Here is a 25,333-nt window from a genome sequence, read left to right on the forward strand (position 1 = left end):
CTCTCCTGGGACGCCATTTCCATACGAAAAGAACGCGCAAAAGGCGCTGGAACGAAGTTCTCCGATCGCCAGGGAAGAAGATTGATTCCATGTGCGAGAGGGGAATTTTTTATTTGGTTATAAGAGCCGACAGTGGGAATATTGGCGTGTTCTGTCGATGATGTCCCAGCAGCTCAGTAGGATAGAGCAACGAGCAAAGTCATCTTCGAAATGGCTCCGAGTTGCCCCGACGCATCCATCTTCTTCGAGTAAGCTTGTAGAGGAAGGGGCATCGGCCCTAAGCCGTCGGTCGGGAGTTCGAGTCTCTCCTGGGACGCCATTTACATACGGAAGGAACGCACGAAGTAGCGTGAAAAAAAGTCTCCTATTGCGAGCGCCGGATCAGAGGGCGCTGTGATAGGAGACTTTCGTTTTTTGATTAAACATATACGGCGAAATCGCACGGAAATCAATCTCCTATCGCGGTTTAGCTGAATTGTGATGGGAGATTTTTTTCTTCCGTACGCAATAGAACCTCTATTTGTCTGGGCCGGGCTTGCCGACCTTTCTCTCTTTTGGCATCGCACGCTTACTGCGATCGCAGAAGCATTTTCTCGTTAATGGAACAGCTGTGTTTTGTCTCGCAAATGAAAACAAATTGAAACGTTCCTTTCGGCGAAAGTTTGTTAAAATGTATAGGATAGAAATAAAATTCGAAAACGTGCCATACAATGAACATGCATGGCAAATATACGAGTCAGGTGATCGACATGGGGTTTGAACAGCAACTTGTTCATAAAACATTTTACGAGACGCTCGTCGAGGCGGGGGAACGCGACGTTGTCAGCGCGCTTGGCGATATGTTTTTCACGGCGCATCGGGATGGCGCGGATTTGTCGTCGATTCGCTTTGCCCAAGGGGAAGTGTATTTCCACCGCCGCGACTATGAAGCGGCCATTTTTAAATGGGAACAAGTCCATCACGACGATTTGCGCCCGTGGGCGCAAAAAAATATCGCCGACAGCTACTATGAGCTTGGACGGCTCGAGCTGGCCGAGGAGCTGTACCGTTCGATTGAGACGGAAAGCGAAACGTTGCATGCGGAAATCATTTTGCGCCTGTTTTCGCTCTACCGTGAGTTGGGGGAAAACGCGAAAGCGGATGATATGATTAAGCGCGGCGTGACGTTGTATCCGGATTATCCGAACATGACCGAATGGGCGCGCGCCTTTTTCGAGGAGCAAGGTGATTGGGAAAGCGCCCTCGAGCTTGCTTTAGGAGAGGCGGTGCGGACGTCGGCGCGCCGCTGGGCGGACATCTTGACCGGTTATGTGGAACAAGGACATGCGAGAGTGATGGCGCCTGCGCGGTTTTCACGCTGCCTGGCGCTGTTGTACGAAACGGATCGGGTGAAGTTTGAACGGCTTGTGCAGGCGCTATGGAACGGTTATCGGGATGGTGACCTCTATTTTTCGTGGCTCGCAGAGTGGAACCGCCTCTATGATGAGTTGTCGATCGGCCGCGACTACGACTGGAAGCGAATTCCCGGCCTTTTAGGGGAAGCCTATGCAGGATTGATGAAAGGGCCGTACCGATTGAAAGAGTTGGTGGAAGTGGTGCCACCGCTTGTCAAAAGCTGGGTGAGTTTAGCCGACGGTCCGGAGACAGCGGTGGCCGCGGCTGCCTTGTTGGCGTGGAGCGAGAAATTTCCTGAGGCGTTTGAAGAAGAGATGGTCAACGACGCCGCTAAGCGGCTCGTCCATGCGAAACGGCAAGCTGGGGAAGCGGGTGTGTCGCTATTTGAAGAAATTGCCGATTGGGCGGAAGAGCAGCGGGCGGGCTCGCATTTCCGCTTCCGCTGGTTCGTGCGGCAACTGTCCGATTCGCGGACGCATTTCGTTTTGGTCGCTGGGGCGTCGCGCCATGAGCGGCTGGCGTTTTTGCGGACGTTGGTCGGCGAGGCAGCGTTGGCGGCGCCATCTGCGCCGGTGCTGGCATGGAGAAACGGCGGGGAGCTGGAAGTGGCGAAAATCAGCGATGATCAGTTTACCGTTTTCTCGAGCATTGACGAATTTCAACAAGCAACGGGCGGCCGCGGAAGCCGATTCTCCGATGACGCTGTCATTGAATGCACGGCGCCGTTTTCACTCGTGCCGCAAGGGATTGTCTTGTTGGATATCGGCCCGCTCGGCGGGCGCGCTTCATCCGACCATGAAGCGCTTGTGTCGTTTTCGCTTGCTGACAGCATTCTTTTTCTTCTCAACGGCGAGGATCCGTTTTCTAGCGCCGATGAACAGTTGATGCTGCAACTTCGCGAGCGGGCGCCGTCTGCGCCGATGTGCGTTTTGCTTCCTCCGGGCGACGGGATGGTGGATGAAGAGGAGACGGCGAGAATCGTTGAGGAAGTGGAAGCGCACGTTCGTACGATCGTTCCGGAAGCCAATGTCATGGTCTATTCGCCGCATGCGCCAAGCCGCAAGCAGCAGCAAGCCCTCGTCGGCTGGCTTGAGGAGATGCGCCGATGCGTGTCCCCTGTCCGCCGCGAGGAAGCGATTTTAACGACGATCCGCCAGTTCATCGCTCATTTGTTCCGGCAGCGGGCCGAGGCGGAAAGCCGACTGGCGGAGCTGGTCGTATGGAAAAAAGAAATGGCGGCCAAACTGAGCGGCGCCATTCATCAGCTTGGCGACCTGCAAGAGGAGAAAACGGCCAAAACGGCAAAGTCGTTCCACACCGTCTTGGCGGAAATGCGGGGCGAGCTGTTGACGGCGATTCCCGATCTGTTGCGCAGCATGGCGGATCTTGTGAGCGAAGAAAGCGATTTTTCCCGCTTGCATCTTGAATTGAACGACAAAGCGAACGAACGGCTTCGCGCTTACCTTGATGAAGAGGCGCTGCCAAAGCTGCGCCGCGCCATGGAACAGTGGATTGCAGCGACGGAAGACGAATTCAACGAATGCCAGGTGTTTTTGCATGAAATGGGCGAAGGGTTTAACGCCATGTTCGGCCAGGAACGGCTCAAGCTCGAATGCGATTTTCGCATTCTCGCCGATTGGCGGCGCGATACGGATCGGTTGATCAACGGGGTGCAAGTGGGCAAGGTGAACGTTTTCTTGCGGAGAACGCCAAGCCAGCTGCTGTTGAAAGGGGCGGGCAAACTGCTCGGTGCCTTTGCGCAAAACAAGGCGATGCTGGCGCAAAAGTATAAGCAGTTGATTCAGACGCAAGATTACGCTGAGGCGGTGGAGGCGATCATCCAGCAGTTGCTGCTGCCGTTTGAATGGTTTGCCAAATCGCTTGAGCGTGATGTCACTCAATTTTTCCATGCGCCATTGACGGCGCTCGATGAAACGTTGAAACGGCTGGAGCTGGAGATCGCTGCCCAGGAAGGCGAGCTCAAACATATGCGCAAAAACCCTGAGGCGTACCGCGACCCGCTCGTGCTCTTTGGCATTCGTTTGCGGCAATGCGAGCAGCTGGCGCAGGCGGCATCTGCCGCTGTGCAATTGCTGCAGGACGAAAACAAACCAATCAGTTCGGTCTAATGGTTCCGTGCAAAACCGTGCTTGAACGGAATAAGGCTGCGCCAACGGTCGGGTCTGGCCGCTCGTTTGGCGCAGCCTTATTGTTTAGAGCTGGTGAAACCGATTACGCCAGTTCGAATGCCCAGTTGCCGCTGCGGAAAATCGGCTCGCGCTTCCCGTCTTTCGTCACGCCGTCAATGTTCAGATCAGCTGAGCCGATCATAAAGTCGACGTGGACGAGGCTGTCGTTGACGCCGCGGCGGTCGAGTTCGTCTTTGGACAATGAAGCGCCGCTCTTGATATTGGTCGGATACGCCTTGCCGAGCGCCAAATGGCAAGCGGCGTTTTCATCAAACAGCGTGTTGTAAAAAATGAGATTGGACAGCGACACCGGCGATTGGTGCGGCACGAGGGCGACTTCCCCGAGGCGGCGCGCGCCGTCATCGGTGTCAAGCAAGTGCTTAAGCGTCTCATATCCTTGTTCGGCGCTGAAGTCGACGACTTGACCGTCTTTGAACGTGAGCGTAAACCCATCGATCACGTTGCCGTTGTAATTGAGCGGCTTCGTGTTGCGCACCGTGCCGTTGACGCCGTCTTTATGCGGCATGGTAAACACTTCTTCGGTCGGGATGTTGGGATTGAAGCGCACGCCGCTTTGACTCGTCGCCGCGCCGCCGTGCCAGACGTGCCCGTCGACGAGCTCGACTGTGAGATTGGTGCCGGGCGCTTCGTAAACGAGTTGTTTGTATTGCTTGTTGTTTAAGTAATCGACGATGCGGGCGAGCCGGTCGTTATGTTCGCGCCAGGCAGCGATCGGATCGTCATGATCGATGCGGGTGATGCGGAAAATCGCTTCCCATAATTTGTCGATGGCTTCTTCATCGCGCAGATCGCCAAATACTTTTTGCGCCCACGCCGGTGTGGGGACGGAAATGAGCGACCAGCAGTTCCGGTCGGCCATAATGGCGCTCCGATAGTTGGCGAGCGCTTGCGCCGCTGTTTTATTGGCGGTCGCGATCCGCTTTGGATCGACGTCTTTTAACAAGTCCGGATTCGGGGCGTAAATGGATAAAAAGGCAGCGCCTTGTTCGGCGAGTTCTTCCATCGCTCTTGCCCGCCACATCGGATATTCGGAAAACGCTTCCTCTGGGGCGTGGTGAAATTTAATGTATGTAAGCGCCTCGTCGTTCCACTCGACATACACATGCTTTGCCCCGGTTTCGTACGCCGTTTTGGCGATTTTGCGGACGAGCGGCGCCGCCTCGAGCGGGGCGTTGACGAACAGCGTCTGCCCGGGCTGAATGTTCACCCCGACTTTCACCGCCAGTTCGGCGTATTTGTCCAATTCCTTCTCCCAACGGTTCATCTTCCTCACTCCTTTTTTGGACTGACTCATCTCCACTTTATTATAATTCCCACCGCCTCGCAACTTAGGGAGCTTTACATGTGGATGCTGTCCGGACGAGAGCGAAACGTTCCGATGTAGGACGCGCCTCATATTGGAATAATAGGATGGGTTGACACATATGTAAAGAGTAAAGAAGGTTCCATGGTGAAGACCACCAACTGTCGTTGTCACCGGCACTATCGTCGCAGCCTGATGATAGTGCCATTTTTATGAAAAGGGGGTGGGATGGCGGAGCAAAAAGAGAGGGACGGACTGACAGATCAGGTGTGCGCCTGTGCAAAACCATACCAAACAGGGAGGAACAGCGATGAATGGCATCATCTTGGCGGAACTCGTGCTGTATTGTCTTGTGATGGCGGCGCTTGGCTATTGGTATGGGAAAAAGGAGATGAGCCATTCCGACTTTTTGCTTGGTGGAAAAAAACTTCCCGGTTGGGCGCTCGCGTTTTCCGAGCGGGCGACAGGCGAATCGGCATGGCTGCTGCTTGGCTACACCGGATTCGTGTTTGCGAGCGGCCTTTCTGCCATTTGGGTGGCTGTCGGTATTGTCATCGGCATTGTGTGCGCCTGGCTCTTTTTAGCCGATCGTTTCCGCCAAGAGGCGGAGCGGTACGGAGCGCTGACCTTGCCGGGCTATTTGGCCAAGCGGTTCGGCGCTCACGGGCGGACGATTTTGTGGCTTTCGACGGTCCTTATTTTCAGTTTTATGATGTTTTACTTCAGCGCGCAAATTGCGGGAGCGGGCAAGACGCTGTTTGCGGTGTTTCATATCGACCCGAAGCTTGGGATGGTCATCAGTGTGGCGATTGTCATCATTTTGTCGTACACCGGTGGATTTGTCAGCGTCGTCTGGACGGATATGATTCAAAGTGTGCTCATGTTGGCCACGCTCGTCATTTTGCCCATTGTGGCGCTCGTGGAAATTTATAGCGGCGGGTTGTCGATCAGTGAAGCGCTCCATCACGCGAAACCGGGCCTCGACTCATGGACGGGGGGAGTGACCGGTGTTGCGCTTGGGCTATTGTTGTTTAACAATTTCGCCTGGTTTTTCGGCTACCTTGGCGGCCAGCCGCAACTAAGCGTCCGCTTCATGGCGTTAAAAGACGCCCGCGAAGCGAAAACGGCGAAGACGGTCGCCATCATCTGGACGCTGTTGGCGTATGGCGGCGCCTTTTTGATTGGTCTGGCGGCGGTCGCGCTTTATCAAAATCAATCTTTCGCCGATGTTGAAACGGTGTTGCCGCACATGGCGCTCGATTTATTGCCGCCGTGGCTCGCGGGAGTGCTTTTGTCGGGTATTTTGGCCGCCATCGTGACAACGGCCGATTCGCAGCTGCTGGTGATCACGAGCTCCATCAGCGAAGATATTGTCCGCCGCTCGCTGCGCCTCCGCCTGTCGGAAAGGCAGCTTGTCGCGCTTTCCCGCGCGGTGGTGGTCATCGCCGGGCTGCTTGGCTTGGTGCTGGCGATGACATCTGAGTCGCTTGTGTATTTCATTGTCAGTTGGGCATGGGCAGGGATCGGCTGCACGTTGTCGCCGGCGATTTTGCTCTCTTTCTTCTGGAAGCGGTATTCCGGCGTCGGCGTCATCGCAACGATTGTGGCCGGTTTTGTCAGCACGGTCATTTGGATTTCTTCTCCGCTTGAGGCCATCGTTAGCTCGCGGTTTACGACATTTGCCATTGCGCTGGCGGCCGGGGTGCTGTTTAGCCTGTTGTTCCCTGACCGGCAACGGACGAAGTAGCCTGCCACGCGGCTGATACGGATGCCTCCCCCGCGCGTCAGGGGGAGGCATCGCCGTCATGGCTGTTCGCTGTCCAAAAACTGACGCACGATCTCGGCGCATGCCTCTCGGTCGTACCGGTGGTAGAACGTCGTTGCAAACCGAGCCGGATCGCCGAAGAAAAACCGCTCATACAGCGTTTGCCGCGTCCCGAAGGCGCTCATCGCCATATCCCAGGCGAAGCGGAACAGCCGCACCCGTTGTTCGGCGGGAAGCGTCGCCGCTTGCAAGTACCGATCCAAATCTGGACGGAGCGGGGAAGAAAAGTCCGCTTCCGTCGGCAGGCAGACAAGCCCGCTGGCGCCAAGCAGCTGAATGATGTCGGCAAAGCGTGGATACAGGCGCTGGTATAAAAAGGCAGCAGCGTAAAGCGGGGCGGCGTCCGGCACCATTGTGCCGCGCCGGTCTGGTTTGGCATGGAGTTCCGAGGCAAGGAGCATTCCCCTGAGCGCCTCCAAAGCAGCGGCGATTTCTCCGATTTTTTCCTGCACATGCTGGTACCCGCCGATTTGGATCGCCTCGCTAAGCAGTTCCACCGCCCCAAGGAAAAACTCGGTTTTGACAATGCGCCGCGCCAACACTTGATGCAGCAGCATAATGGACAGGTGGGTTTCCTCATCCAGTTCTTTGGCAAGCCAGGCGTTTTTGTAGAAAAATACCCGGTCCCAGGGCACAAGCACTTCATCGAATACGACCATGGCATCGATTTCATCAAAGCGCGAGCCAAGAGGGGCGTCAAACGACGAAGTTCCTGCAGCCAACGGCGGCCGGCAAACGAACTTCAGCCCCGGCGTATTGCTCGGGATGGAAAAGGCGTACATGTATTCATCGCCAAGAAGCGTCCCGCCGGCCGGCAAAACGAGCAGTTCATCGGTCATGCCGCCTTGGGTGGCGAGCAGGCGGGCGCCTTTGATGAGGAGTCCGTCCGCTGTTTCACGGACGACTTTGGCGGCGATCGGCCCGCCGTCTTCTTCCATATAGCCGAGGGAGCGGTTCACTTGCGGATTGACGAACGTATGGGTAAAGGACAAGTCATTGGCGACCGCCCGCTCATATAGACGCTCGATATGCTCGGCATAGGACGGGTGCTGCTGTCCAAAAAAGTCAGCCGCAGAGGCAAGTGCCATCACCGCGGTATTCATGTAATCAGGAGAGCGCCCCATCATCCCGGCGGTCAGGCGTGCCCATTCCTGAAACGCCAAGCGCCGGTGTTCGAGATCTTCTTTTGTCATCGGCCGCAAAAACGATGCGCCGGCCAGTTCCCCCGTTGATGTGTGGAATGTCAGCACCGGCTGCTTCGTTGGGTCGTGCTGGGCATCGTATAGACGCGCCTGGCTTCGGATCGCGCCGGCGAAGGCCGGGTGCTCCGACAACTTTCCCACGACCCGCTCGCCGTTGATCCATACATTGGACCGAAGATGGTCAATGCGCTCGATATATTGGGTTCCGTTAATAATGGCCATAGTTTCCATCCCCTTTTTCCGTAAAAGCCGTTTATGACCATTGTATGCGCGCCTAGGAAAAAGGGGAGGGATTCATTCACGGACGAAACAGGCTACTTCCGTCCGGTTGCGCCCGTTTTGCTTGGCCCGATAAAGCGCCTGATCGGCAAGGGAAAGAAGGGACTCCGCGCCTTCATTTGGCTGTGGGACGGCGACGGCGGCTCCGACGCTGACCGTAACAACACAAGCAGCAGGGGAGGAATCGTGCGGAATGGCGAGCCGTTCGACGTTTGCCCGCACCGCCTCAGCGGCAGCCGCTGCTTCGGACGGCGAAGTGTGCGGCAAAATGACGGCAAATTCCTCACCCCCATAGCGCGCTGCCGTCCCGCCGTATTGCTTGGCTGTTTGTTCAAGCGACAAGGCGACTTTGCGCAAACAGTCGTCCCCGCATTGATGGCCGTACGTGTCGTTGAACCGTTTGAACGCATCGATGTCGACCATCATGACGGCAAACGGCGCTTTCTGCCGCTTTGTGCGTTCCCACTCGCTGGCGAGGCGCTCATCGAATGAACGGCGGTTGGCGATGCCGGTCAATCCGTTTTCCTATGGATAAAGACCTAATGCTTAATATTGTGAATGGATCTCGTAGTCATAATTCCACCATAACTTTTTGAATATATTGTGAAATGGTGAGCAAATATGCTCCGCCAGACGAAAAAAACGATTAAGATAAAAGTGTAAAGAACATTTTCTAAAACGAAAGGGGAGAAATACGATGGTTGTCAAATGGTTGCGCGAGCACGTCACAGCGTCGTGGTTGATGATGGTGTTCCGGTTGTATTTAGGGTATGAGTGGGTAATGGCGGGATGGGGGAAAATCACGCAAGGGTTTGACGCCACCGGATTTTTAAAAGGAGCGTTGGCGAAAGCCGCTGGGGAACATCCGGCCGTGCAAAGCTGGTGGGCGGCGTTTATCGAACACGTGGCGTTGCCGAATGTCGGATTGTTCAACGTTCTTGTGCCATGGGGTGAATTTCTCGTCGGGATCGCGCTCATTCTCGGATTGTTTACGACGTTTGCCGCCCTCATGGGAGCTGTGATGAACTTCGCCTTCATGTTCTCAGGCACGACGAGCACGAACCCGCAAATGGTGCTTCTTACCGTCTTTCTCCTCGTCGCCGGGGCCAATGCGGGACGCTGCGGTTTGGACCGTTGGGTGTTGCCATATCTCCGCCATTGGTGGATAAATAAAACGCATCGTCCACACCGTCCGGCTACGGCGCATCAATGACCGCCATCAAGCCGCGTAAGCTGCGCCGGGCTTTCCTCCTTTTCCGAACGGCCGCTCCTTCTCCAACGTGGAAGGGGGTGGTCGTTTGCCGCGTCGGATAAAATGATTGGCTGTTCGAGAAAGGAATTTGGCGAATGACGGCGAAATGATATGCATATGGATGAAGCAGGAGACATGAACAAGTATTTGAAAGCGTTTTCTGCAAGGTAACATACTAACCGTTCAGTATTTTTTATAAGGGATGGTGAAACGAATGAATGAAACACGCCCATACTGGCCGAGCGGGCTGCCGAAGGAACTCCGCTATGAGCTCGGCGAACAGCCGCTCTATGGCTATTTGCGCCATCGCGGCGAACGCGAGGAAAACGAGCCGGCGTACATTTTCTATAACAAGGTGATCACGTGGGGAACCTTGCTCGATCACGTTCACCGTTTTGCCCGCTATTTGCGGGAAAAAGGGGTGGGGAAAGGAAGCTATGTCGCTTTGTACATGCAAAACTGCCCGCAATACATCATCGCTCACTTTGCCGTTCAGCAGCTCGGCGGCATTGTCGTCCCGCTCAACCCGATGTACCGCGAATCCGAGCTCGCCTATTTTTTCGCTGAAGTGCCGCTTGCCGGCATCATCGCCGGAGAGGAAGGAGTGCCGCGCGTTCGACAAGCGGAACAACAAACAGCGCCGTTGTCGTTTACCGTATCGTGCCATTACGGCGAGTACCCTGATCCATCTGGAGAGATCCCACTTTGCGAGGAGGTGCTGCAACCGAAGCAGGCGTGTGAAGGCGTGGATGAGTTCGCCGCCATCATCGCCGCTTATTTGCCGTTTGATGAAGCCGCCCCTATTGACTTATGGAACGATGTCGGGCTGATCATTTTTACCTCAGGGACGACCGGACGGCCGAAAGGAGCGATGCTGACATACGGCAACGCGCTGTTTAAGACGGCTACATCCGCGCAGGCGAACCGGCTGACGGAAAAAGCGGAAGTGCTGATGGCCCATTCGCCGCTTTGCCATATTGCCGGGATGGTGATGGGGTTGAATACCCCGGTGTATACCGGCCACCCGTGCGTGCTGTTCACCCGCTTTGACCCGTTGGCGACGATCAAGGCCATCGAAACGTACAAGGTGACCGCCTGGTACAGCATCGCGCCGATGAACGCTGCTATATTGCAAGTGCTGCCTACGACTTCGGCTGATGTGTCAAGTTTAAAGCGCAATTTGGCCACCAGCTTCGGTCTGCCGGTGACGAAAGACCTTGCCGAGCGGTGGGCGGAAGCGACCGGCGGCTGCCTGTTGTACGAAGCCGCCTACGGGTTGAGCGAGACGCATACGTGCGACACGTTTATGCCGGATGACCGTGTGAAATTTGGATCGTGCGGCATCCCGACATATGAGACGGACATTCGCATCATCGACCCGGAAACGAAACGGGAGCTTGGGCCTGGGCAGTCGGGGGAAATTGTCGTCAAAAATCCAGGTGTCTTTAAAGGCTACTTCCGGCGCGATGACGCGACGAACGAGACGCTGAAAGACGGGTGGGTGTACACGGGCGATATCGGGTATGTTGATGAAGACGGCTATTTGTATTTCCAAGGGCGGTTGAAAGAAATGATCAAAGTGTCCGGCTACAGCGTCTTTCCGGAAGACGTCGAGGCGCTGTTGAACGAACATCCGGCCGTCAAGCAATGTGCGGTCATCGGCGTGCCTGACCCGATGAAAGGGGAAGTGCCGAAAGCGTTTGTCGTGCTTCATGATTCGCGCAAAGGAAAGGTGGCGCCGTCTGAGTTGATCGAATGGGCGAAAGCGCATATGGCGGCGTTCAAGTATCCGCGTTATATCGAATTCATCGATGAATTGCCGGCGACGCCGTCAGGCAAAGTATTGCGAAAGCTGCTTCCAAGAGAATAAATATAGCGGCGGAGTTTGGCGCGGGCCGCCCCGCCTTTTCCGAAAAAAAGGGGGGATCACGGTGGACAATTTGCGGCAATTAACAGACGAACTGATGGCGAAAAAAGCGCGCGCCGTGTTGGGCGGCGGCGAAGAGAAAATCGCCAGGCAACATGAAAAAGGGCTCCTGACGGCCAGGGAGCGGATCAGCTTGCTTGTGGATGCAGGAACTTTTATCGAGTTCGGACAGCTGAACACATCCGATCAGCCCGGCTTGGAAGAAACGACGTACGGGGATGGACTTGTCGCCGGCATCGGCAAAGTGGACGGCCGCCCGGCGGTCATCATCGCCGGGGATAAGACGGTGCTCGCGGGAACGGAGGGGAGCGTTCATTTGCGCAAGTCGCGGCAAATGCATGCGCTGGCCGTAAGAAACGGCTTGCCGATGTTTTTTCTCCATGAAGGCGGCGGGTTGCGCATGCCGGATGGGATGGGCTCGGACGGGATCAGCGACAAATTGTTTCCTCGCGAGCTGCTCACCCACCACCGGCAAGTGCCGACGATGGCGGCAATTTTGGGGGACAGCTACGGCGGGCCGACATGGACGGCGGTCAGCTGCGACTTTGTCACGCAGCTGAAGGGGACGTGCATGGCGATCGCTGGACCGCGCATGCTTGAGTTGGCCAACGGGCAGCGCGTCGCGCCGGAAGAGCTCGGCGGCGTCGACATCCACCATCAATACACCGGACAGATTGACGCCGATGGCAAGACAGAGGCAGAATGCATTGGGCAACTAAAAAGGTTTTTTTCGTACATGCCGCAAAACGCGAACGAGCGGCCGCCGCTGCGGAAGACGGACGATGATCCATACCGGATGGTGGAGGAAGTGTTTTCGATTTTGCCGGACAGACGAAGCCGCGTCTATGATATGCGGCGAATCATCGCCTGTCTTGTCGATGACGGCGATTATTTTGAGTATCAGAAATCATTCGGCAAAGCGCTGATCGCCGCTTTGGCGCATCTAAACGGCCATGTCGTCGGCATCATCGCCAATCAGCCGAGCCAATATGCGGGGGCGCCCGGGCCGCAGGAATGTCAAAAGGCGACGGAATTCATTTGCTTGTGCGACTCATACCATATTCCGCTCATCTTTTTGCATGACACACCGGGGTTTCGCATCAGTGTCGAGGCGGAAAAAGCGAAAATGGCGACGAAAATCATGGTGTGGAATCAGGCGCTGGCGCTATCCACTGTCCCGAAAATCTCCGTTGTCATCCGCAAAAGCATCGGCGCGGCGTACGGCAATATGTGCGGGCCGGGGATGGGAGCGGATGTTGTTGTCGCTTGGCCGAGCGCGGAAATCAATTTCACCGGTCCGGAAGTCGGCGTCAACGTCGTATACGGCCGCGAACTTGAACGCGCCGACCACCCGCACGAGCGGCGTCAGGAGCTGCTCAAGCAGTGGTCGTTTGACAGCTCGCCGTATGGAGCGGCGCGCAAACATTTGATCGATGACGTCATCCATCCAGCAAAGACGCGGAAATTCCTTTGCCAGACACTTGAATATTTGCTGACATCGAAGCGCGAAAAAAGCGAGCGGCTGCTCGCCGCTTGGCCGACGGGGGTTTAATGGAAGTTAATGGGGAATCCCCCTCCGCCAGTGGCGGAGGGGGTGGCGCTGGGCTGTTTCTCTTTCATCGAGGGGCAGCGGTCGGATGCCGCATGTGAGAGGTGAAAAGTCGAAAAATACATTGACAATCCAATGGAAATGGAATATTCTTTAATTAGAAAGATGTCTAAATATCGAATGTTTTTGTCCGTATTTAGATAATTTCCTAAATGTCTAACTATAGACCGGCATGAAAAATCGTTTGCATGTGCCGCGTACGAAGCTGTGATAAACGAAAGATGCCCCTCAGCGGTTCATCCAACGAAAACTCGTTTGCAGGGTGGGATCGCCATTGTCATTCAACGAAGCGTTTAAAGCGATCGCCGACCCGACGCGCCGGAAAATTTTATCCTTGTTGCGGAACGGGGAGTTGACAGCAGGGGAGATCGCTTCGCATTTTGATATGCAAAAACCGAGCGTCTCGCATCACTTGAAAATTCTCAAACAGGCTGATTTGGTGCAAGACCGGCGTGAGGGACAGCATATCTACTACTCTCTGAACACGACGGTGTTTCAAGATTTGCTGCGCTGGTTTTACGATTTTGTCGAAAGGGGAGAGAAACATGTGGAAGAGTAATCGGCTTGCGATCATGCTTACAGTTTTCGCCTATGTCATCAGTCTGGCTGCCATTCCTTATTTGCCGGATCAAGTGGCCATTCACTGGAACGCAGCGGGTGAAGCCGACGGCTTCAGCAACAAATGGTTGGGTGCCTTCCTTCCCCCCTTATTGATGACACTTCTCATCATGTTGATGGGAGTGTTGCCGAAGTTTGACCCGAAAAAAGAAAGTTACGGCCGTTTTCAAAAAAGCTATCGCATTGTCAACGCGGCGCTCGCCTTCTTTTTCTTGCTCCTGCATATCGCAACATTGGCGTACAATCTCGGAGTTCCGGTCGATGTTGGACGGCTTGTGCCGATTGGTGTCGGAGTGCTGTTCATCGTGTTGGGAAACTACATGCCGAAAATCAAACCGAATTATTTTATCGGCATCCGCACGCCGTGGACGTTGGAAAGCGAGGCCGTTTGGAACAAAACGCACCGCCTTGGCGGCAAGGTGTTTATCGCGATGGGGATTTTGTCGATGCTCACCGCGTTTTGGCGCGGAGAGATGAGGGCTGTTTTGTTTCTCGTCATCATCGTTGTCGGCAATTTGTATCTCATCGTTCAATCGTTTCTTTATGAGCAGCAAGAACAGCGCAACCGTTCATAAATAAGCGGCAGGGGGGAGAGGGACGTGGGAATGATCGGTGCGGCGGTGCAGCTTGCCATTTCACTGCTTGTTCCTGTTGGTCTCGCATGGTACGGGAGAAAAAAAGGATGGCTTTCATGGAAAGCGCTCGGCGTCGGGGCTGTTGTGTTTCTCGTTTTCTCACAAGTATTGGAAAAAGCGCTGCACATCGCTGTGCTCGAACCGGGCCGGCCAGCGTTAAAAGGAACAGACAGCGTTTGGCTCTTTGTCCTGTACGCCGCGCTCGCCGCTGGCGTGTTTGAAGAACTTGGCCGCTATGTCGGGTTCCGTTGGCTGCTAAAGCAACATCGCGGATATGGCGATGGTTTATCATTCGGGCTTGGGCACGGCGGGACGGAAGCGGTATTGCTCGGGGCGGTTGGCGCGGTCAATGTCATCGTGCTTGCGAGCTTGATTCAATCCGGATCATTCGACAAAACGATCGCCCCATCGCTTCCGGCAGGACAGGCGGAGCTGATCAAGGAGCAAGTGTTGCACACGCCGTTTGCGATGTACGTGTTAGGCGGCTTGGAACGGCTGTTTGCGCTTACAGTGCACGTGGCGCTGTCGCTCCTCGTTTTGTTTGGGGTGCGGGAGAAGCAATTCCGCTATGTCCTGTACGCCATTTTGATCCATGCGGCGATGGACGTGATGCCGGCGCTTTACCAAGCGAAAGTGGTCACGAACGTTTGGGCGGTCGAAGCGGTGCTGCTTGTTTGGGTGCTCGCCGCTGTTTCGTTCATCCGCCGCATACAACCGGCATTCGAACAGGGAGGGGAAAACCGATGATTCGTGTCAAACGGCTTGACCATGTGCAAATTTGCATTCCGTTTGGCGCCGAAGACGAAGCGCGCGCCTTTTACACCGGTGTGCTTGGTTTTCAAGAAATCGAAAAGCCGGCATCGCTGAAAGGAAACGGTGGGCTTTGGTACAAAGTCGGCGATATCGAGCTCCATATCGGGGCGGAACAACGCGACGGCTACAACAGCAAAAGCCACCCCGCTTTCGAAGTGGAAGATGTGGAAGCGGCGCGCCGTTATTTGGAAGAGCACGGCGTCGCGACGCAAGACGAAAAACCGATCCCAGGAGTGAAGCGCTTTTCATTTCGCGATCCGTTCCGCAATCGGATCGAGCTGTTGGAAAAAATCAGGTGAAACCGTGCTTGAGGCGAGAAGGGCCGCTTTCCCCTTCGCTATCGTAAACCCGTCTCATTTGGGGCATGCTAGGGATGAAGGAGGGGAGGGCGATGAAACGGAAACCGGACAACCAACGCGCCGGGCATCCGGCCCGCGCCGCCGACACACGGACGGCAGGCCGGACAGCGATGAAGGAACAAACGGTGCAAGAGGCCTACAAAGAGCGGGAAGAGCTGACGGCCGATTAAATCAAAAAGCGGGAGAAAGGACGCGTCCTTTCTCTCGCTTTTTTCGTTACGAATGCTCCTCTAAGCTTGCGACCGGCACGCTTTGCTTTTGATTTGGGTTGTCAAGCGGGTGGATCGTTGCTACGCCTTTTTGTTGGTCAACATGCTCAATGTAAATGCGCTGGCCGTTGTACGTGACGTTTGCCATCACCGGCGACGACGCGATTTCTTGCGCCCGACGGACGTCCATTTCCACCACCTCCTTTTTGCCGATAACACGCATAGTATGACATGTCTGCGATTGAACTATGCATGCGGTCGAGGGTGGAAAAGAATAATTTCCAAAACAATGTGCTAAATAATCAATTAACAAAACCGATCATCTTTTCCTAGCCGAGTTGCGGGTTTTAATGTAAACTATTTTTTATAAACAGTTTACATATAAGGAGGGATAGGGATGAAAACCGAACTAACCGCCCAACTGCTCGAATGGGAACAAAAAGCGCAAAAGCGCCAGCTGCGCCGGGCAGAGGCGTCAGGCGCTTCGGTCATGTTGGACGGAAAGCCGATGTTGAATTTAGCGTCCAATAATTATTTAGGGTTAGCGGATGATAGGCGGCTGATTGAGGCGGGCTGTGAGGCGATGCGAACCTACGGAGCCGGAGCGGGCGCGTCGCGGCTCGTCGTCGGCAATCATCCGCTCTATGAGCGGGCGGAAGCCGCATTGAAACAATGGAAAAGAGCAGAAGCGGCGCTTATTTTCAACAGCGGCTACACGGCCAACATCGGCGTATTGACAGCGTTAGTCGGCCGCGATGATCTTGTTTTTAGTGACGAGTTGAACCATGCGAGCTTGATTGATGGCATCCGCTTGAGCAAAGCCGCCTGTTTCTGCTATCGGCATAACGACATCGATCAGCTGGAATCATTGTTGAAGCAATCTCCGCCCGATAAGCGGAAATGGATCGTCACCGATGCCGTCTTCAGCATGGACGGCGATCTAGCGCCACTACCGAAGCTTGTCGAGTTGAAACGGCGCTACCGCGCGATATTGATTGTCGATGAAGCACACAGCGGCGGTGTGTTTGGACCGAACGGCGAAGGGCTGCTTCACCATTTCGGGCTTGAGAAGGAAGAGGATGTAATCGCCATCGGCACCTTCAGCAAAGCGCTTGGCAGCTTTGGCGCGTATGTAACAGGAGAGCCGTGGCTGGTCGACTATTTGATCAACAGCGCCCGCAGCTTCATTTTTACCACCGCCTTGCCGCCGGCGGTTCTCGCCGCCAATGAAGCGGCTATTCATATCGTTCAATCCGAGCCAAAGCGGCGCGAGCGGCTGCACGCCTTAAGCGAACAGTTCCGCACGAAACTGAAACAGCTTGGGTTTGACACCGGCGGCAGCGAGACGCCGATCGTTCCGGTGATCGTCGGCCCGAACGACCAGGCTGTGGCGATGAGCGAGTTGCTGCAGGAAGCGGGCCTTGCCGCAATCGCCATCCGGCCGCCGACCGTCCCTGAGGGAACGGCGCGCATTCGCTTTTCCATCACCGCCGCGATGACGGAAGAAGACATTGATATGGCGGTTGACCGTATCGCTTGGGCAGGAAGGCAGATTGGATTGATTTCATAGGGAAAAACGGCGTCACGAGGAGGAAACGCGTGAGAGAACAAAAAAACCAGCCGAACGTTTTTTCGGCTGGTTTCCTTCGATCGGGATGACAGGATTTGAACCTGCGACCCCACGCACCCCATGCGTGTGCTCTACCAAGCTGAGCTACATCCCGAAATGGTTTGTCAGACATACTTCATTATACAAGAAAAACGGGATAAGATCAATGGCTAATTTTTCAGGAAATCAGAAAAGGATGCCGTTGTCGGCATCCCCGATGTTAACAAAAAAGAAGGCTTCGTCTGTCAGGGCTGTGCCGCCGAATGAGGTTATGCCATCGATGAAACAATTCGCTCCAATTGTTCGCGAATATCGCCGCGGCATGCTTCACCGTGGTAACAGATGGCCGTCTCGATATCAAATTCAAGCAATTTGCGGACAGAGTGCATGGCTTCGCCCATATCAGGTGTGCCGCCGAATTCCGCCCATAGTCGCCCGGCTTCGGTGGAGAGGGCGTCGCCGGCGATCAACAGGCGGTTAAACACCTTGAAACACGAGCGCAGTGTCAATCGTTCCGATCACAGAATCGAACGTTTCGCCGCAGGCGATGATCGTCTCGGCGTATCGATCATGTTCGAGTGTGCACTGACGGATCGTTTTGTTGTATGGGTCAACGATCCAGTATTCTTCCACTCCGTAGGCGCAGTACAAATCTTTTTTCAGTGTCACATCGATTTTGTAGGTTGACGGGCTGACCACCTCGATGACGATGAGCGGCCGCCCCTTATAGCCGCCGATGATTTTTTCCGGCCGTTCGCAATAGACAGCGACATCCGGCTGGATAAACTCGTTCATCACGTTTCCGTTCTTCTCGAGTTTCACGGACAAGTTGGAAATCGGTTGACATGGGCTTTTTCCTTTGATCACGGAAACAAGATTGTCGCAAACGATTTGATGTTCCCATGACGGGGATGTGGACATGTTGATGGCTTCTTGCACGCTCCTCACCTCTTTTTCATTATACTTGAAACGGTTCTCCTTTGTCTGCAACGGGTTGTGGAGAAAAAGAAAACGCTAGGTTGCCAGGTGGTATTCAAGTATACTAAAAAGAAAAGAGGAAAGGAGGCCGTTTTCATGCGAGCGCCGGGAAAAGGGCAGCCGTTCACTTATGCGCAATATATGTTGCTCGACGAAGATGTACGCTATGAGGTCATTGACGGCCAAGTCTTCAACATGTCCCGCGCTCCGACGCCGAAACATCAGGCCGTGCAACGTGAATTGTTGGTGGAATTTGCGACATATTTGCGGGGGAAAACATGCACCGTATTTGGTGCTCCGATCGACGTTTGTTTGGCGGATCGGGATGATCCGGAACAAATTCGCGAATGGGTTGAGCCAGATCTTGTCGTTGTCTGCGACAAAAGCAAAATTCGCGAAAAACGAATTGTCGGCGTGCCGGATCTCGTTGTGGAGATTATTTCAAAATCGACGGTGCGCAAGGACAAAATTGTCAAATTTCACCGTTATGAGCGGGCAGGGGTGAAAGAATATTGGATTGCCGATCCGATGAATGAGACGATTGATGTCTATGTGCTCGAAGAAGGAAGATTCCGCCATCAAGGGATGTATGTCCGCGATGATACGATTCCTGTCCGTCTGTTTCCCGGATTTGCGATCGAATTAAAAAACGTATTTGCCGAAGAAGAATAAGAAAAACGGCTGCTGTTCAAACAGCAGGTTCAGGCCGCCGACTGGAGGAGAGCGGGGCGGTTTTTGCCGGCGGTCCGCTTGGCGAGGGCAAAGCGCCCCCCCTGTCTGAAATCGCCGCTGTTTGCATCGTTTGGGCATAGAAACGGAAAAAACAGGCGATACTAACGATCGGTGATGCCTGTGTACAGTCAAGAACAATTGGTCCGCTTTGTCGAAGAAGCGAAACAGTACGCCCGCTATGGAAAAGTAGCCGATTACATTCCCGCCTTGGGCAAGGCCGATCCAAATGAACTGTCAGTTGCCGTTTACACCCCGGACGGCAAGGTGGCAAGCGCCGGGGATGTGACGGTGAAAGTGACGCTGCAAAGCATTTCCAAAATTCTTGCCCTGGCCCTTGTGTTGATGGATCACGGAGAAGATGAAGTGTTCCATAAAGTCGGCATGGAGCCGACGGATTATCCGTTTCATTCCATTGCCAAATTAGAGGAAAAGCCTGCCAAGCCGCTGAATCCGATGATTAATGCCGGCGCGCTTGTCGTCACGTCGATGATTCAAGGCGGCTCGGTGTCCGAACGGCTGGAACGGCTGTTGGCGTTTGTTCGCCGATTGGCGGGCAACGAACAGATCGCGTATTCGGAGGAAGTGGCCCGCTCCGAATTTGAAACCGCGTTTTTGAACCGTTCGCTTTGCTATTTTCTCAAGCAGCATCGTATCATTGACGAAGATGTCGAAGAGCTGATGGATTTGTACACGAAGCAGTGCGCCATTGAAATGACGTGCATCGACCTGGCGCGCATCGGCTTGGTGTTCGCGCTTGACGGGCGCGACCCGCATTCGGGCGAGCCGATCATGCCGCTTGATGTCGCCCGCATTTGCAAAACATTTATGGTCACGTGCGGCATGTACAACGCATCTGGGGAATTTGCCATCAAAGTCGGCATTCCGGCGAAAAGCGGCGTTTCAGGCGGCATTCTCGCCGCCGTCCCGGGCCGGTGCGGCATCGGTATTTTCGGCCCGGCTCTCGATGATAAAGGGAACAGCTTGACCGGGGTGAAACTGCTCGAGCGGCTGTCAAAAACGTATTCATTAAGCATTTTCTAAGGAGGCAATCACGATGAAAACATTTACGGTCCAGTTTCACCGCGAAGACGACGTCGAAGCGATGAACGTCGGCAAGTTGAGCCAAGAGGATTTTGACAAGGCGACCGAGGGCGGGACGCGGCATCTGTTTGACCTTGACACCAATATCGGCTATTTCGTCTTTTTCGACGCTGAGGACAACGAAGGCAACGTATCGTATTTAATGCTTCAATATGAAGAAGACAACGAAGACCCGAGCGCGTGCTACAGCTTTGAGCTGAAAGACTTTTACGAATTTATGGCGCTGTATTTGAACGACCTTGAATTCGCCGACGAAGAAGAAATGACGGAAGACGGCGAAGAGGAATACGGACCGATCCACCACCTGGCGCATTTGCTTTATCATATCGTCGAGGAAGGGAAGACGGTGGAGGTGTGAAGGAACATCCCAAGCGAGTTTGCTTGGGGTTCTTTGTTTATAAAGCAAAAAAAGCATTTAGGGACTTGACGAACGATTTTTCGGCAATGTAAGATGATTTTGTAATCGATTACATAACCAAGGTGCAAAAAGAAGCTGGCAAAGCGGGCAGGGTGACCGACGGCCTAGACAGGTTGCTTTGGTTGAACAGGGAAGCATGGGAACACTGCACGTTTTCAGCTTCGAGAGGAAAGAAAAAAGCGGACATGAGGGTGTTCATCGTTTTGTATGTAATCGATTACAAAGAATGTGTATAGACAAGCAGTGGGGGATGCCAAGTCAAACGTCAATGGATGTCATGTCCAGGAGGTGATTGGGGCAGTCGAAGCAACCACTATACGCGATGCCATGTGGTGTTTGACAAATCCAAAATTTAAAGGGGGAGAATCATGGTGAAAAAGACACTCAAAACATCGGCTGTTTTGTTAGCGCTTACGATGGGGCTCGCGGCATGCTCCGGCGGCCAAAGCGAGAGCCAGACGGGCCAAGACAGCAAAAAAGAAGCAGGAAACACGGGCGAGTCGGAAAAAGTGAAAATTGTCTATGCCCGCGGCCAAGATTCGACGAAAGCGACCGAAAAAATCATCGAAGCGTTCGAAAAAGCGCATCCGAACATCGATGTTGAATTTCGTGAAATGCCGGCTGACACCGGGAAGCAGCATGATGCTTACGTTACGATGTTAAATGCGCAGTCATCGGAAATCGATGTCATGGATCTTGACGTCATTTGGCCGGCGGAGTTTGCACAAGCGGGTTATACGCTGCCGCTCGACCGTTTTATTGAGAAAGACGGCATTGACCTCAGCAAATACAACCAAGGGGCGCTTGCGGCCGGCAACTTTAATGGCAAGCAATGGGCAATGCCGAAATTTATTGACACCGGTATGCTGTTTTATCGCACCGACCTCGTGCCTGAGGAGAAAGTGCCGAAAACATGGGATGAATTGTTAAAGACGGCAAAAGAGCTGAAAGGAAAAGGCGGCACGAAGTTCGGTTATTTGATGCAGGCCAAGCAGTATGAGGGGCTCGTCTGCAACGCGGTAGAATTTATCGCTTCGTATGGAGGGAAAATTGTCGACGAAAACGGCAACGTCGTCGTCAACAGTCCCGAAGCTATTAAAGGTTTGAAAAAAATGGTCGAAATCGTTCAATCGGATGTCGTGCCGAGCAACGTGACAACGTTTATGGAACCGGAATCCCATACCGCGTTCATTGAAGGGCAGTCGCCGTTTATCCGCAACTGGCCATACCAGTACGCTTTAGCCAACGATCAAGAGCAATCGAAAATCGTCGGCAAAGTCGGCGTGGCGCCGCTTCCGGCCGGAGACAAAGGTTCGGCTGCCGCGCTGGGCGGCTGGATGACCGCGATCAACAAATATTCGAAACATCCGAAAGAAGCATGGGAATTTGTCAAATTTATGACGGGGCCGGAGGGGCAAAAAATTTCCGCGATTTATGGCGGTTTGGCGCCGACATTGCCTGAGTTGTTCAAGGATGAGGAAGTGTTGAAAGCGAATCCGTTCTTTGCGGAAGAAGGGTTTGTCAACGCTTTGAATGCGGCCGTGCCTCGCCCGGTCGTCCCGAACTATCCAGAAATTTCCGAAATCATCCAAATCAACGTATCGAAAGCGCTGGCCGGGGAGATGACAGTCGAACAAGCCGTGGCCAATATGGAAAAAGAAATGAAAGCAGCCTTGAATAAGTAAGGCGAATGACTGGGTCGGCGCTTGTGGCCGATCTGAATCCGGCCAACGCCGGCCAATGCCCCATCAGCCAAACAAAGAACGCCATGTTGTTTGACCACTTTCGGTTCATTAGCCTTCAGGCCGTCATCTGCCCGGTGCTGAAGGCTAATATCCTTTTCCAAGCAGAAGGGAGAGAACAGCGATGAGGAATGAAAAGCGAATGGAGCGCCTATTAGGCTATTCGCTTGTCGCACCGGCCATGCTGCTCATTTTAGCGATTGCCATTTGGCCTGTCATTCAGTCTTTTTATTACAGCTTGTTCGACTATCGGCTCAACGACCCGACCAAATCGTCGATTCACTGGAGTTACAGCCTCGATCTGGAAGGATATCTACAAAACTATCCGTTCCTCAAAAGCGCTCTTAAGCAGGAAATGGCGGCTGCGGATGGACAAACGAAACAAACGTTGGCGCAAATCGAACAAAAGCTCGCGAAACTGGATGCGGCGATCCGTTCGAATGATCAAGTGGCAAGGCAATATGACAAAGTGAACGAAGTGCTCGACAATTTCGAGACGCCAAGCGATGAGCTGAAGATCGTCGAGCTGGACAAACAGACGGCCGAGCGGCTGACCGACACGGTTGATGATGTCGTCCGAGCGCTGAAGGAGATGAAAAAAGCGGGCGAACTGCAGCAGGCGGATAAAGTCGTCGGCTTGGCCGAAGGGCTCGAAGGGGTTGTGATCGAGCCGAATTTTGTCGGCCTCAAGCATTATAAGGACAGCTTCAGCGACATGCGCTTATGGAAGGCGTTATGGAATACGACGTTCTTTACGGTCGTGTCGGTCGCCATTGAGCTAGTGTTAGGGCTCGGAATTGCGTTGCTCATCAATAAGGCCTTTTTTGGACGAGGGGTGGTGCGGGCGACGATTTTGATTCCGTGGGCGATTCCGACTGCCGTATCGGCGCTGATGTGGAAATTTTTATATGATGGACAAAACGGCATTGTCGCCCATTATTTTGAAACAATCGGTTTGGTCGACCGGATGGGAGATTTGTTGACGACGGAAGCGGGGGCGATGTTTGCGGTCATTTTTGCCGATGTATGGAAGACAACCCCTTATATGGCGCTTTTGCTGCTGGCCGGGCTGCAAACGATTCCGAGTTCGTTGTATGAGGCCGCCTCGATCGACGGGGCCACCAAATGGCAGCAATTCACCCAAATCACGCTGCCTATGTTAAAATCAAGCATTTTAGTCGCATTGTTGTTCCGCACGCTCGATGCGTTCCGCGTGTTCGACCTGATTTACGTCTTAACCGGCGGAGGGCCGGCGAACTCGACGGAGACGATTTCGATTTTAGCGTATAAAGTCATGTTCTCGCAGACGAATTTCGGCGCGGGGTCGGCGCTGGCGGTCGTTGTATTTCTCTGCGTAGCCATCATTTCGATGATTTATATTAAGTGGCTTGGAAAGGATTTGCTGTCTGACAGCGCGAGTGTGAAACGATAAGCGAGGTGGGATCATGACGAAAAAAGCAGGTCCGCTCTTTTACGTGTTTTTAGCCCTGTTTGTGTTCTTTGTGATGTTTCCGTTTTTATGGGTTTTGCTCAGTTCCATTAAGCCGCTTAGCGAATTGTTTGGCGACAAAGCGTTCGATTGGTTGACGAGCCATCCGACCTTAAAATCCTATGTATCGGTCTTTGTCAATTACCCGTTTTTGCGCTATTTATGGAACAGCACGGTCGTGGCGACCATTACGACGGTGTATACGGTCTTTGTCGCCGCGTTTGCGGCTTATGCGATCGCGCGCCTTGAATTTAAAGGCAAGACGGTCATTCTCGGCTTGGTGTTGGCTGTATCCATGTTTCCGCAAATTGCCACCATTTCTCCGATTTACATGTTTGTGAAAAAGTTCGGGTTGACGAACAGCTACTTAGGATTGATCATTCCGTATACGACGTTTGCCTTGCCGTTGTCGATTTGGCTGCTTGTCACCTTTTTCCGTAAGATTCCGTTTGACTTGGAAGAAGCGGCGAAAATGGACGGGGCGACGCCGATGCAGACGTATTTTAAAATCATTTTGCCGCTCGCTGTGCCAGGGGTGTTTACGACGTCCATTCTCGTCTTCATTGCCGCATGGAACGAATTTTTATTTGCCTTGACGATCAACACAGCGGAAACATACAAAACCGTTCCGGTCGGCATTGCCATGTTCCAAGGCCAGTATACGATCCCGTGGGGCGAAATTTCTGCAGCCACCGTGGTGGTGACGATCCCGCTTGTGATCATGGTGCTGTTGTTTCAGCGCCGCATCGTCTCTGGGCTCACGTCCGGCTCGGTAAAAGAATAAAGAACGAACATGAAAAAGGATGCCAGGTGAGCATCCTTTTGTTTTTTGGGTAATGCCCATTTTGAAACACGAAACAGAGGAGGAGCAGTTCTATCCGCTTCACTCCGTTCATATGTTAATGACAGACGGCTGGCGGGGAGGGATGCGCAAAGGAAAATCTACACAGACAATATTCTGAATATTAGAAAAATATAGCTGTCAGACCGGAAGGGGGTGGAATTTCATTTTACTCTTTTTTGCACCAATCAAGAGGAGGGGAAGGCGTGCGATTTGACCGTCCGTTTGAACAGTATGCACTTGGCGAGCGCCACCGTTCGCGCGGGCGGACGATTACCGAAGCTGATATTGTGCAGTTTGCCGGCGTTTCCGGTGATTTTTATCCGCTCCATCTCGACCGCGAGTACGCACGGCAGACGCGGTTTGGCGAACGGATCGCCCACGGGATGCTGACAATGTCGGTGGCGACGGGACTATGGGTGATGGAGCCGGGATGTGTGCTCGCTTTTTACGGCATCGACGCGCTCCGCTTCGTCCGTCCGGTGAAAATCGGCGATACGATTTACGTGGAATCGGAAGTGAAGCGGTTGACGGAACGGGGCGAGGAAGCCGGGCTCGTCACGGTGCATCAGCGGATTGTCAACCAGCGGGAAGAAACGGTCGTCGATGCCGTTGTGCATGTGCTTGTAGCGCGGGAAGGGAAAGCTCCATGACGGGCTTGTGAAACGTCATGACGGTCTGACAAAGAAACGAGTCCATGACGGTTTGTTTTTGGAAGCGCTAACATTATGTTCGTTTTTTTGCTATCATCCATTTGTTTTTCCGTTTCCATGAGATGCGCGCACTT

At 53.8% G+C, this 25,333-nt stretch carries 24 protein-coding genes and 1 tRNA gene; 18 read left to right on the plus strand and 7 right to left on the minus strand.

Going from position 1 to position 25,333, the window contains the following annotated elements; genetic code table 11:
* Positions 1-710 precede the first annotated feature (710 nt).
* Complete coding sequence (locus ETR37_RS10005; protein ID WP_129447206.1) at positions 711-3,524, plus strand: tetratricopeptide repeat protein; 2,814 nt, start codon at positions 711-713, stop codon at positions 3,522-3,524.
* A 103-nt stretch (positions 3,525-3,627) separates the two neighbouring features.
* Here ETR37_RS10005 and ETR37_RS10010 read toward each other — a convergent pair whose 3' ends face one another.
* Positions 3,628-4,869, minus strand: a complete 1,242-nt coding sequence (locus ETR37_RS10010) for an aminopeptidase (protein ID WP_013144957.1) — start codon at positions 4,867-4,869, stop codon at positions 3,628-3,630.
* A gap of 349 nt (positions 4,870-5,218) precedes the next feature.
* Between ETR37_RS10010 and ETR37_RS10015 the strand changes: the two genes are divergently transcribed.
* Positions 5,219-6,655: a sodium/proline symporter gene (locus tag ETR37_RS10015; RefSeq protein ID WP_129447207.1), complete on the plus strand. Its 1,437-nt coding sequence runs from the start codon at positions 5,219-5,221 to the stop codon at positions 6,653-6,655.
* 56 nt (positions 6,656-6,711) lie between these two features.
* On the opposite strand, the gene hpaB is transcribed toward ETR37_RS10015, so the two are convergent.
* The gene (gene hpaB / locus ETR37_RS10020) at positions 6,712-8,157 is read right to left on the minus strand and encodes a 4-hydroxyphenylacetate 3-monooxygenase, oxygenase component (RefSeq protein WP_033005087.1); all 1,446 of its coding nucleotides are present in this window, start codon (positions 8,155-8,157) and stop codon (positions 6,712-6,714) included.
* Between the two features lie 72 nt (positions 8,158-8,229).
* The gene (locus ETR37_RS10025) at positions 8,230-8,730 is read right to left on the minus strand and encodes a diguanylate cyclase (RefSeq protein ID WP_015375232.1); all 501 of its coding nucleotides are present in this window, start codon (positions 8,728-8,730) and stop codon (positions 8,230-8,232) included.
* Between the two features lie 181 nt (positions 8,731-8,911).
* Between ETR37_RS10025 and ETR37_RS10030 the strand changes: the two genes are divergently transcribed.
* From ETR37_RS10030 to ETR37_RS19130, 8 genes are all read left to right on the plus strand, one after another.
* Positions 8,912-9,427 carry a DoxX family protein gene (locus tag ETR37_RS10030; RefSeq protein WP_015375231.1) on the plus strand — a complete coding sequence of 172 codons (516 nt, stop codon included), beginning with the start codon at positions 8,912-8,914 and terminating at the stop codon, positions 9,425-9,427.
* 253 nt (positions 9,428-9,680) lie between these two features.
* Positions 9,681-11,336: a class I adenylate-forming enzyme family protein gene (locus ETR37_RS10035; RefSeq protein WP_129447208.1), complete on the plus strand. Its 1,656-nt coding sequence runs from the start codon at positions 9,681-9,683 to the stop codon at positions 11,334-11,336.
* A gap of 61 nt (positions 11,337-11,397) precedes the next feature.
* A complete protein-coding gene (locus ETR37_RS10040) occupies positions 11,398-12,945 on the plus strand; it encodes an acyl-CoA carboxylase subunit beta (protein ID WP_015375229.1) in 1,548 nt (515 codons plus the stop codon).
* 331 nt (positions 12,946-13,276) lie between these two features.
* Positions 13,277-13,561, plus strand: coding sequence for an autorepressor SdpR family transcription factor (locus ETR37_RS10045; RefSeq protein ID WP_015375228.1), 285 nt, complete (start codon positions 13,277-13,279; stop codon positions 13,559-13,561).
* Complete coding sequence (locus ETR37_RS10050) at positions 13,548-14,195, plus strand: SdpI family protein (protein ID WP_015375227.1); 648 nt, start codon at positions 13,548-13,550, stop codon at positions 14,193-14,195. The genes ETR37_RS10045 and ETR37_RS10050 overlap by 14 nt, the downstream gene beginning before the upstream one ends.
* A gap of 24 nt (positions 14,196-14,219) precedes the next feature.
* Positions 14,220-15,002 (plus strand): YhfC family intramembrane metalloprotease, encoded by a 783-nt coding sequence (locus ETR37_RS10055; protein ID WP_015375226.1) that lies wholly within the window; start codon positions 14,220-14,222, stop codon positions 15,000-15,002.
* A complete protein-coding gene (locus tag ETR37_RS10060) occupies positions 14,999-15,367 on the plus strand; it encodes a VOC family protein (protein WP_015375225.1) in 369 nt (122 codons plus the stop codon). The genes ETR37_RS10055 and ETR37_RS10060 overlap by 4 nt, the downstream gene beginning before the upstream one ends.
* A 92-nt stretch (positions 15,368-15,459) precedes the next feature.
* Entirely contained in the window at positions 15,460-15,597 is a 138-nt protein-coding gene (locus ETR37_RS19130) for a hypothetical protein (RefSeq protein WP_015375224.1), read from the plus strand.
* Positions 15,598-15,643: 46 nt separating this feature from the next.
* Here ETR37_RS19130 and ETR37_RS10065 read toward each other — a convergent pair whose 3' ends face one another.
* Positions 15,644-15,826: a small acid-soluble spore protein H gene (locus ETR37_RS10065; protein ID WP_011231614.1), complete on the minus strand. Its 183-nt coding sequence runs from the start codon at positions 15,824-15,826 to the stop codon at positions 15,644-15,646.
* A gap of 207 nt (positions 15,827-16,033) precedes the next feature.
* Here ETR37_RS10065 and bioF point away from each other — a divergent pair, with 207 nt between their 5' ends.
* Positions 16,034-17,206 carry an 8-amino-7-oxononanoate synthase gene (bioF, locus tag ETR37_RS10070; protein WP_129447209.1) on the plus strand — a complete coding sequence of 391 codons (1,173 nt, stop codon included), beginning with the start codon at positions 16,034-16,036 and terminating at the stop codon, positions 17,204-17,206.
* Between the two features lie 80 nt (positions 17,207-17,286).
* On the opposite strand, the gene ETR37_RS10075 is transcribed toward bioF, so the two are convergent.
* From ETR37_RS10075 to ETR37_RS10085, 3 genes are all read right to left on the minus strand, one after another.
* Positions 17,287-17,360 (minus strand) — tRNA-Pro (locus tag ETR37_RS10075).
* A gap of 154 nt (positions 17,361-17,514) precedes the next feature.
* The gene (locus tag ETR37_RS10080) at positions 17,515-17,730 is read right to left on the minus strand and encodes an MBL fold metallo-hydrolase (RefSeq protein WP_020754420.1); all 216 of its coding nucleotides are present in this window, start codon (positions 17,728-17,730) and stop codon (positions 17,515-17,517) included.
* Positions 17,723-18,184, minus strand: a complete 462-nt coding sequence (locus tag ETR37_RS10085) for a Uma2 family endonuclease (protein WP_015375222.1) — start codon at positions 18,182-18,184, stop codon at positions 17,723-17,725. Before ETR37_RS10085 ends, ETR37_RS10080 begins: the two co-directional genes overlap by 8 nt.
* 135 nt (positions 18,185-18,319) lie before the next feature.
* Here ETR37_RS10085 and ETR37_RS10090 point away from each other — a divergent pair, with 135 nt between their 5' ends.
* From ETR37_RS10090 to ETR37_RS10120, 7 genes are all read left to right on the plus strand, one after another.
* Positions 18,320-18,895: a Uma2 family endonuclease gene (locus ETR37_RS10090; protein WP_060788203.1), complete on the plus strand. Its 576-nt coding sequence runs from the start codon at positions 18,320-18,322 to the stop codon at positions 18,893-18,895.
* 174 nt (positions 18,896-19,069) lie between these two features.
* Positions 19,070-19,996, plus strand: coding sequence for a glutaminase A (glsA, locus tag ETR37_RS10095; RefSeq protein ID WP_033005078.1), 927 nt, complete (start codon positions 19,070-19,072; stop codon positions 19,994-19,996).
* A 13-nt stretch (positions 19,997-20,009) separates the two neighbouring features.
* Entirely contained in the window at positions 20,010-20,414 is a 405-nt protein-coding gene (locus ETR37_RS10100; protein ID WP_015375219.1) for a hypothetical protein, read from the plus strand.
* 428 nt (positions 20,415-20,842) lie between these two features.
* On the plus strand, positions 20,843-22,159 hold the full coding sequence (locus tag ETR37_RS10105) for an ABC transporter substrate-binding protein (RefSeq protein WP_129447210.1): 1,317 nt from the start codon (positions 20,843-20,845) through the stop codon (positions 22,157-22,159).
* Between the two features lie 181 nt (positions 22,160-22,340).
* A complete protein-coding gene (locus ETR37_RS10110; RefSeq protein ID WP_081132924.1) occupies positions 22,341-23,648 on the plus strand; it encodes a carbohydrate ABC transporter permease in 1,308 nt (435 codons plus the stop codon).
* Between the two features lie 13 nt (positions 23,649-23,661).
* A complete protein-coding gene (locus ETR37_RS10115; RefSeq protein WP_020754412.1) occupies positions 23,662-24,489 on the plus strand; it encodes a carbohydrate ABC transporter permease in 828 nt (275 codons plus the stop codon).
* Between the two features lie 263 nt (positions 24,490-24,752).
* Positions 24,753-25,199, plus strand: coding sequence for a MaoC/PaaZ C-terminal domain-containing protein (locus ETR37_RS10120; protein WP_015375215.1), 447 nt, complete (start codon positions 24,753-24,755; stop codon positions 25,197-25,199).
* Positions 25,200-25,333 lie beyond the last annotated feature (134 nt).

Origin of the sequence: Geobacillus sp. PK12, from assembly GCF_004123125.1 — a bacterium.
GTDB classification, from domain to species: Bacteria; Bacillota; Bacilli; order Bacillales; family Anoxybacillaceae; genus Geobacillus; species Geobacillus zalihae.